The following is an 8,988-nucleotide window of genomic DNA, read 5'->3' on the forward strand; positions in this document are numbered from 1 at the left end:
CGGACGCTCGGTGAAAGGTACAAATCCGCTGGTAGAACGGCGGAAATCCAGAAGTTGAATGGTGTGACGCCGGTGGCGCGTGTGGTGGATGGGGGAGGGGAGGCTCCGGTCGTCGCTTCCGGCGGTGCGGACGTCGAGCCGGCGACCGGTGTGACCGCACAGAGGCGAGCGTTCGGCTGGGCAGGGAGGGCTCCCAGGTGAGTGGAGGTTCCGCCGAACCGTCCCTGTCCGGATGGCGATTTGGTGAACCGCCGGTGGCGCGTGCTAATGTTTCGTCTCGTCCGGAGGGCACCCCGAGCCGCCGGAAAAATATCTGGTCTCATAGCTCAGCGGGAGAGCGTCCGCCTCACACGCGGAAGGTCGCTGGTTCGATCCCAGCTGGGACCACTTCCATAATCAAGACCGGTGCACCTGCTGCCCGGTCTTCTTTCTTTTCCGCGCCAGGTGTGCCCACTGGGTCGGCGCGCGGGCATGTCCCCTCGGACGCTCGGCCGCGGAACCGGCCCTCTGTTGCGCTGTGACCTGAGTCACATTATGGTAGCGGTTGCCGTCATCGCGACCGGAAACCTTTTCACACGCTTTGGGAATTCTTTACTATTGTCGCGACCGCCGTGTCAGGGGTCGTGCTCCACCGACGGGGACGGCCCGAGCTTCGCCCGCCGCTCGCCTTCGATGCCAAGAACATGTTTGACCGATGAACCGGGACCACCACCCGGCGAAGGAGAAAATATGTCCACCGACACCGATTCCGCACCCCGGACGTCGCCGCACGCGCACATGGCCGATCGGCTGACCCGGATCGCCCGTAACGATCTACCCGCTTCGATCGTCGTTTTCCTTGTCGCCCTTCCCCTTTCGCTCGGTGTGGCGGTGGCCGCCGGCGCTCCGGTCGCCGCGGGCCTGATCGCGGCCGTGGTCGGCGGCGTGGTGGCGGGGCTCCTCGGCGGTTCCTCGATCCAGGTCAGCGGGCCCACCGCGAGCCTCACCGTGGTCGTCGCCGAGAGCGTGCACCATTTCGGCTGGGCCGCAACGTGCTTCATCACCGTCGGCGCGGGCGTGCTGCAGATACTCTTCGGGCTGAGCCGGGTCGCGCGCGCCGCGCTGGCCATCGCCCCGGTGGTCGTGCACGGCATGCTGGCGGGCATCGGTGTGGTGATCGCGCTGCAACAGGTGCACGTACTGCTCGGCGGGAACTCGCTGAGTTCGTCGTTCGCCGCGCTGGCCGCCCTACCGCAACAGCTGACGTCGGTGCGCACGGGCGACCTGTGCGTCGGGCTCGTCGTGATCGTCATCCTGATCGCCTGGCGATTCGCGCCGCCGCGGGTGCGTCTGATCCCCGGACCGCTCGTCGCCGTGGTCACCGCCACGCTGCTGGCGCTCGTCCTGCCCACGCACGTCGAGCGGGTCGTGCTGAACGGCTCGTTGCTGGACTCCCTGGGCCTGCCCGCCGTCCCCTCCGGCGGCACGACCGCCGTCATCACGACGATGGTGACGATCGCGCTCATCGCCAGCGTCGAGAGCCTGCTGTCGGCCGTCGCGGTGGACAAGATGCGGCCGGGCCACCGCACCGACTTCGACCGTGAGCTGATCGGGCAGGGGTCGGCCAACGTCGTGTCCGGCCTGCTCGGCGGCCTGCCGATCGCGGCCGTCATCGTGCGCAGCATCACCAACGCGAACGCGGGCGCCCGCAGCCGGGCGTCGACCGTGCTGCACGGAGTCTGGATCCTGCTGTTCGCGGTGGCGCTGGCCGGGCTCGTACGGCAGATCCCGACCGCCGCGCTGGCCGGACTGCTCATCTTCGTGGGCGCGCAACTGATCAAACTCGCGCATATCCGGCTGGCCAGACGAGCGGGCGAGATGTACGTCTACCTGGCGACGGTGCTGGGCGTGGTTTTCCTGAATCTGTTGCAGGGCATGGTGATCGGTCTGGTGCTCGCGTTCGCGCTGCTGCTGTGGCGGGTGGTGCGCGTGACGATCGCGGCGGCCCCCGTCCCCGGCTCGCGACGGTGGGTGGTCAGCATCGATGGCACGTGCACCTTCTTGGCCTTGCCGAAGCTGACCGCGGAACTGGCGAAGGTTCCGGCGGGCGCGGACGTGACCGTCGAGATGACCGTCGATTTCCTGGACCATGCCACGCACGAGTTCCTCACCGAATGGGCTCGTGAGCGTGAATCGGGCGCCGCGACAGTGGAATTCGCCGAACTGGGCAGCGCGCGGATGGCCACCGCCTTGGCCGGACCTCCGGAGCGCAGGCACGTGCGCCAGGTCATCGACCAGGTGATCGGGCCGTGGCGGCGCTCGGGCAACGGGGAGGACCGCATCGCGGCGGGCATCGCCGCCTATCACCGCGGCCACGCCCACGTGCTGCGCCCGCATCTGGACAAGCTGCGCCATCGGCACGATGCCGACTCGTTCTTCCTGACCTGCGCGGACGCGCGGATCGTGCCGAACGTCATCACCAACAGCGGACCGGGCGACCTGTTCACCGTGCGCAACGTGGGCAACCTGGTGCCGGTGCGCGGTGGGGACGTCTCGGTGGAGGCGGCCCTGATCTACGCGTTGGAGCGGTTGGACGTGCGCGCGGTCGTGGTATGCGGTCATTCCGGCTGCGGTGCGATGGAGGCGCTGCACCGCGAGGTGCGTGCCGGGACCGGTCTCGGCGACTGGCTCGCGCATGCGCGTCCGAGCCTGGAGCGCTACCGGCTGGGGCATCCGGTAGCCGCCGCCGCGGCCGTCGCGGGGTTCGGCGAGGTGGATCAGCTGGGCATGGTGAACGTCGCGGTGCAGCTGGAGACGCTGCACGCGCACCCGGTCGTGCGCCGGGGGATCGAGGAGCGGGGCGTAGCGGTGTCGGGGTTGTTCTTCGATCTCGCCACGGCCCGCGTGATCGAGGTCATGGTCGACGGCATCGCGGAGTTCGGCGACCAGGAGAGGCGGATCGCTGCGGAGCCGGTCTGACCAGGCGATGTGCGGTGCGTCACGGTGATAACGACGAGAGGACAGTGGGGAACTACACACAATCGGCGAACTTCTCAGGCTTTGCTAAGTCTTTACCAATACACTTGTCCGTGTTTACATCTCGACTCATCGCTGTGTCGGGACTGCTTCACCGCGAGATGCCGGTTCGCGGTCTTGTGCCCTGCTGGACATGTTGATCGTCAACCGACCTCGGCGAATCAGCCGAGTCGGCGAAGGAGAGTCATGGCTATCGATCACGATTTAGCCCCGCCACCGTCCATACCCGCACCGGCGGACCCGGGCCGCAGTTCCGGACCACTGTCCGACCGCTTCACCGAGATCCTCCGCCACGATGTACCCGCCTCGATCGTGGTTTTCCTTGTCGCGCTACCACTTTCGCTGGGAATCGCGATCGCCTCCGGAGCCCCCGTCGCCGCCGGGCTCATCGCCGCCGTGATCGGCGGTATCGTCGCCGGAACGCTCGGCGGGTCGGTCCTGCAGGTGAGCGGCCCCGCCGCGGGCCTCACCGTGGTCGTCGCCGAGACGATCAATCAATTCGGCTGGCGCACCACGTGTTTCATCGTCTTCGCAGCCGGTGTGCTGCAGATCCTGCTCGGGCTCAGCCGGGTGGCCAGAGCGGCGCTCGCCGTGGCGCCCGTGGTGGTGCACGCGATGCTCGCCGGTATCGGCATCACGATCGCGCTGCAGCAGATCCATGTGCTGCTCGGCGGTTCCTCGCACAGTTCGGCTTGGCGCAACATCACCGAACTGCCCGGGCAGCTGTTGTCGCTGCACGGCGGCGGCGCCCTGATCGGCGCGGTCGTGATCGCGATCATGGTCAGCTGGAAATACCTGCCCGCCAGGGTGCGCGTGGTGCCGGGCCCACTGGTCGCGGTGCTCGTGGGCACGGCGTTGTCGCTGGTGTTGCCGCTGAATGCCGAGCGAATCGTGCTCAACGGCTCGCTGTTCGACGCCATCGGCTTGCCCGCGCTGCCCAGCGGCGATTGGTCGGGTCTGGCTCTGGCCGTCCTCACCATCGCTCTGATCGCCAGCGTGGAGAGCCTGCTGTCCGCGGTGGCCGTGGACAAGATGCACTCGCGCAAGCGCACCGACTTCGATCGCGAGCTGATCGGCCAGGGTTCGGCGAATGTGCTGTCCGGCCTGCTCGGCGGACTGCCGGTCACCGGCGTGATCGTGCGGAGCGCCACCAACGTGCAGGCGGGAGCGCACAGCCGCGCCTCCGCGATCCTGCACGGCGTCTGGCTGCTGGTGTTCTCCGTGGCGCTGGTATCCGTGGTGGAGCAGATCCCGAAGGCCGCGCTGGCCGGTCTGCTCATCGTGATCGGCACCCAGCTGGTCAAGCTGGCCCACATCAAACTGGCCCGGCGCACCGGTGACCTGCTGGTCTACGCCGTGACGGTGCTCGGTGTGGTGTTCCTGAACCTGTTGGAGGGCGTGCTGATCGGCCTCGGCCTGGCCTTCGGCCTGCTGCTGTGGCGGGTCGTCCGGGTGGCGGTCAGGGCCGAGCAGATCCCCGGTACGCAGCGCTGGCGCTTCGCCATCGACGGCTCGGCCACCTTCCTCGCACTGCCGAAGCTGTCGGCACAGTTCGCGAAGATCCCCCCGGGAGCCGACGTCACGGTGGAGATGACCGTCGACTTCCTCGATCACGCGGCGTTCGAGGCCATCGAGGAGTTCGCCCGCCAGCAGGTGAACAGCGGAGGCAGCGTCGATTTCGTGGAGATCGGCGGAGCCAGGATGGCCCACGCGGGCGCGCAACCGCCCGCGCGGAGCTTCGCGCGCTCGGTGTGGGACGACATCCTCGGCCCCTGGCGACGCGACGAACGGCACGAGAATCCGGTCGCGGCCGGCGTCGCGGCCTACCACCGCAGCCACGCGCACGTGGTCCGGCCGCACCTGGACGAGCTGCGCGACAAGCAGGACCCGGATTCGTTCTTCCTGACCTGCTCGGACTCGCGGATCGTGCCGAACATCATCACCAACAGCGGGCCGGGCGACCTGTTCACGGTGCGCAACGTGGGCAACCTCGCGCCCGCCGAGGGTGACGCGTCGGTCGAGGCGGCACTGGTGTTCGCGCTCGAGCAGTTGAACGTCCGCTCGATCGTGGTCTGCGGGCATTCCTCCTGCGGCGCGATGAAGGCGCTACACACCGGCGCCGAGGTACCCGGTGTGGACGCCTGGCTCGCGCATGCGCGCCCGAGTCTGGATCGATACCGCGCGGGCCATCCGGTGGCGGCCGCGGCGCAGGAGGCCGGTTTCGGCGAGGTCGATCAGCTGGCCATGGTGAACGTCGCGGTGCAGCTCGAGCTGCTGCACCGGCACCCGGCGGTGCGCAAGGCGATCGCCGAGCGCGGCGTCACGGTGTCGGGCCTGTTCTTCGACATCGCCAGTGCCAGGGTCGTCGAGGTGACCGAGAACGGCATCGCGCACATCGATGACGCGGGCCATCAGCACACTCCCGCACTCGTGTGATCGACGGGGATGGGTGATCCCGCCCGGGCGCGCCGCCCGGGCGGGATCGCTGTATCCGGCCGTCGAGAACGAATTGGCGTGCCGGATTGCTCGTACCCTGGGAACGTGACCGCAGACCTGGAAACGAGCTCCGACGATCCGACCCGCTGGCGCGCCTTCCGCGCCGGCCTCGAACGACGGCCTAAGCTCTACCTCGTCTACCGGATCGTCGTCGCGGTCGTCGGTGTCGCCGTGCTCGCGGTCGGCGTGCTCGCGATCCCCTATCCCGGTCCCGGCTGGGCGATCGTGTTCGCCGGGCTCGGCATCCTCGCCACCGAATTCGCTTGGGCGCGTAGCGCGTTGACCTGGTTACGGGACCGGTACCGGCAATTGATGGACTGGTACCGCAGGCAGGGCCGGGCCGTGCAGGCGGTCGGGGCGATCGGCACCGCCGCGCTGGTCGTGGCGACGCTGTGGATATTGGGGACCTTCGGGCTCGTGGGTAGTTGGATCGGAGTCGAATGGGAATGGCTGCGCAGCCCCCTGTAACGGTGACCACCGTTCCGGGGCGCATGCTCACCGAACCGGAATGGCTGGCCGCGCGCATCGCGGAGATGGGCCATTCCTGGGGGACCACCTCGCCGCGCATCGCGGGCACGCTCTGGTGGTGCATGGTCGCCTCCGCTCTGGTGGAGCGGCTCGCGCGGGCCTACGCGGACGACGAGGACGCCCCCGTCCCCGCGCTGGACCGGCTGGAGTGCGAGGTGCGCCCGGACGGCGGCGTCGAGCGGGTGCGTGTGCCGGCGCACGATGTTCCCTCCGTCAGCGGCGCGACGGCGCTGCGCGACACGCTCGGCGTCGTGATCCCGCCGGTCGCCGAGGTGTCCGGCGCGGGAGCCCCCGCGCTGTGGGCGATCGCCGCCGACGCGATCGGCAACCGCGCGCTCGACGCCGGTTCGCCGGAAGCGGGGGCGCGGCTGGCGGCCGACATCGCGGGCAAACTCCCGGTGCCGCGGTTCGTGGAGATCGGCGGACGCACCTTCGTCCGGCGCATTTCCTGCTGCTTGGTGTTCGAGGTGCCGGGTTGCCAGATGTGCACCAGCTGCCCGAAGCGGCCTCCGGCCGAACGGACCGCACTGCTCGCGGACCTGGCCGCCGAGAACTGAGCAGAGCAACCTGCGCGAGCCGCAAGTGGTTTCCCGCGCCACCCGACCGGTACGGCCAAAGGCCCGAAGCGGCAGGACAGCGGCGGGACAGTAGCATGGTCGCGCCGGACGAACTCGCGATCGGCCACCATCCAGCGGGCCCCGCCCGCACACGAGAACGCCAAGGAGAGCGCAGCCGTGACCACCTCAGCCCCCATCAGCCCAGTCACCCTCGTCCGGGTGCCGGGCGGGACGACGGCGGGCGCCGCGGTGCGCGAGGCGGGCCTGCCGACCAAGGGGCCGGAGACCGTCGTGGTCGTCCGGGTGGACGGTGAGCTCAAGGACCTCTCCTGGACCCCGGCCGACAACGTGGACGTGGAGCCGGTCGCGGCGAACACCGCCGAGGGCCGCAACGTCATCCGGCACTCCGCCGCGCATGTGCTCGCCCAGGCCGTGCAGCAGGAGTTCCCCGGGGCCAAGCTGGGCATCGGTCCCTACATCAAGGACGGGTTCTACTACGACTTCCGCGTCGAACGGCCGTTCACCCCGGAGGATCTGGCCAAGCTGGAATCCCGGATGAAGAAGATCGTCAAAGGCGCGCAGCGGTTCTCCCGCCGGGTGGTCGAGATCGATGATGCCAGGGTCGAACTGGCCGGGGAGCCGTTCAAACTGGAGCTGATCAGCGACAAGTCCGGCATCGACGATCCGGAGGTCATGGAGGTCGGCGGCAAAGAGCTGACCATCTACGACAACCTGGATCCGCGCACCGGCGAGCGGATCTGGGGCGACCTGTGCCGCGGTCCGCATATTCCGACCACGAAGTTCATCCCGGCCTTCAAGCTGACCCGCAGTTCGGCCGCCTACTGGCGAGGCGACCAGAGCCGCGAGGACCTGCAGCGCATCTACGGCACCGCGTGGGAATCGCAGGAGGCGCTCGACGAGCACCTGCACCTGCTCGCCGAGGCCGAGCGTCGCGACCACCGCAAGCTGGGCCTGGAGCTGGACCTGTTCAGCTTCCCCGACGAACTCGGCTCCGGCCTTCCGGTGTTCCACCCGAAGGGCGGGATCATCCGCAAGGAGCTGGAGGAGTACTCGCGCCGCAGGCACGTCGCGGCGGGCTACGAGTTCGTCAACACCCCGCACATCACCAAGGGCCACCTGTTCGAGGTGTCCGGCCACCTGGACTGGTACCGCGACGGCATGTTTCCGGCCATGCACCTGGACGCCGAGCTCAACGAGGACGGCACCGTCCGCAAGCCCGGCCAGGACTACTACGTCAAGCCGATGAACTGCCCGATGCACAACCTGATCTTCCGCGCCCGCGGCCGGTCGTACCGGGAGCTGCCGCTGAGGTTGTTCGAGTTCGGCTCGGTCTACCGCTACGAGAAGTCCGGCGTGGTGCACGGCCTGACCCGGGTGCGCGGCATGACGCAGGACGACGCGCACATCTACTGCACCAAAGAGCAGATGCACAGCGAACTGACCGACACGCTGCGGTTCGTGCTGGATCTGCTGAAGGACTACGGCCTCGACGACTTCTACCTCGAGCTGTCCACCAAGGACCCGAAGAAGTTCGTCGGTTCCGACGAGATCTGGGAGGAGGCCACCGAGACCTTGTCCAAGGTCGCCTCCGCCTCCGGCCTGGAGTTGGTGCCCGATCCGGGTGGCGCCGCCTTCTACGGCCCCAAGATCTCGGTGCAGGCCAAGGACGCGCTGGGCCGCACCTGGCAGATGTCGACCATCCAGCTGGACTTCAACCTGCCCGAGCGCTTCGACCTGGAATACACCGCCTCCGACGGCACCAAGCAGCGGCCGGTCATGATCCACCGCGCGTTGTTCGGCTCGATCGAGCGATTCTTCGGTGTGCTCACCGAGCACTACGCGGGCGCGTTCCCGGCCTGGCTCTCGCCGGTGCAGGTCGTCGGCATCCCGGTCGCCGAAACCTTTGCCCCGCATCTGGATCGGGTGATCGAACGGTTGCAGGACGAGGGCATCCGGGCACAGGTGGATCGCAGCGACGACCGGATGCAGAAGAAGATCTTCAACAACACCGCGCAGAAGGTGCCCTTCATGCTGCTGGCCGGTGAGCGCGACGTGACCGCGAACGCCGTGAGCTTCCGCTTCCGCGACGGCACCCAGGTCAACGGCGTACCGGTCGACGACGCGGTGGCCACCATCGTCGCGTGGATCGCCCACCGGGAGAACGCGTCGCCGACGGCCGACAGGTTCGAGATCAAGGGCACGGCATGAGCGGTCAGGCCCGGAGGCGGCAGCGGAGCGTGACCACGCAGGGCCCCGCTCGTGCCCCCAGGGGACACGGCATGAGCGGTCAGGCCCGGAGGCGGCAGCGGAGCGTGACCACGCAGGGCCCCGCTCGTGCCCCCAGGGGACACGGCATGAGCGGTCAGGCCCG

At 68.7% G+C, this 8,988-nt stretch carries 5 protein-coding genes and 1 tRNA gene; all 6 read left to right on the forward strand.

Features of this window, described 5'->3' with window-relative positions:
* Nucleotides 1–315 precede the first annotated feature (315 nt).
* Nucleotides 316–387 (forward strand) — tRNA-Val (locus ACGF7Y_RS04005).
* Between the two features lie 342 nt (nt 388–729).
* Nucleotides 730–2,958, forward strand: coding sequence for a SulP family inorganic anion transporter (locus ACGF7Y_RS04010; protein WP_393228917.1), 2,229 nt, complete (start codon nt 730–732; stop codon nt 2,956–2,958).
* A 243-nt stretch (nt 2,959–3,201) separates the two neighbouring features.
* The gene (locus ACGF7Y_RS04015; RefSeq protein WP_393228919.1) at nt 3,202–5,451 is read left to right on the forward strand and encodes a solute carrier family 23 protein; all 2,250 of its coding nucleotides are present in this window, start codon (nt 3,202–3,204) and stop codon (nt 5,449–5,451) included.
* Between the two features lie 105 nt (nt 5,452–5,556).
* Nucleotides 5,557–5,979: a TIGR02611 family protein gene (locus tag ACGF7Y_RS04020; RefSeq protein WP_393228922.1), complete on the forward strand. Its 423-nt coding sequence runs from the start codon at nt 5,557–5,559 to the stop codon at nt 5,977–5,979.
* A gap of 2 nt (nt 5,980–5,981) precedes the next feature.
* A complete protein-coding gene (locus tag ACGF7Y_RS04025) occupies nt 5,982–6,596 on the forward strand; it encodes a (2Fe-2S)-binding protein (RefSeq protein WP_393228924.1) in 615 nt (204 codons plus the stop codon).
* A gap of 177 nt (nt 6,597–6,773) precedes the next feature.
* On the forward strand, nt 6,774–8,825 hold the full coding sequence (thrS, locus tag ACGF7Y_RS04030) for a threonine--tRNA ligase (RefSeq protein ID WP_393228926.1): 2,052 nt from the start codon (nt 6,774–6,776) through the stop codon (nt 8,823–8,825).
* The last annotated feature ends 163 nt before the right edge of the window (nt 8,826–8,988 follow it).

This window comes from Nocardia sp. NPDC047654, assembly GCF_043205035.1.
Classification (GTDB): domain Bacteria; phylum Actinomycetota; class Actinomycetes; order Mycobacteriales; family Mycobacteriaceae; genus Nocardia.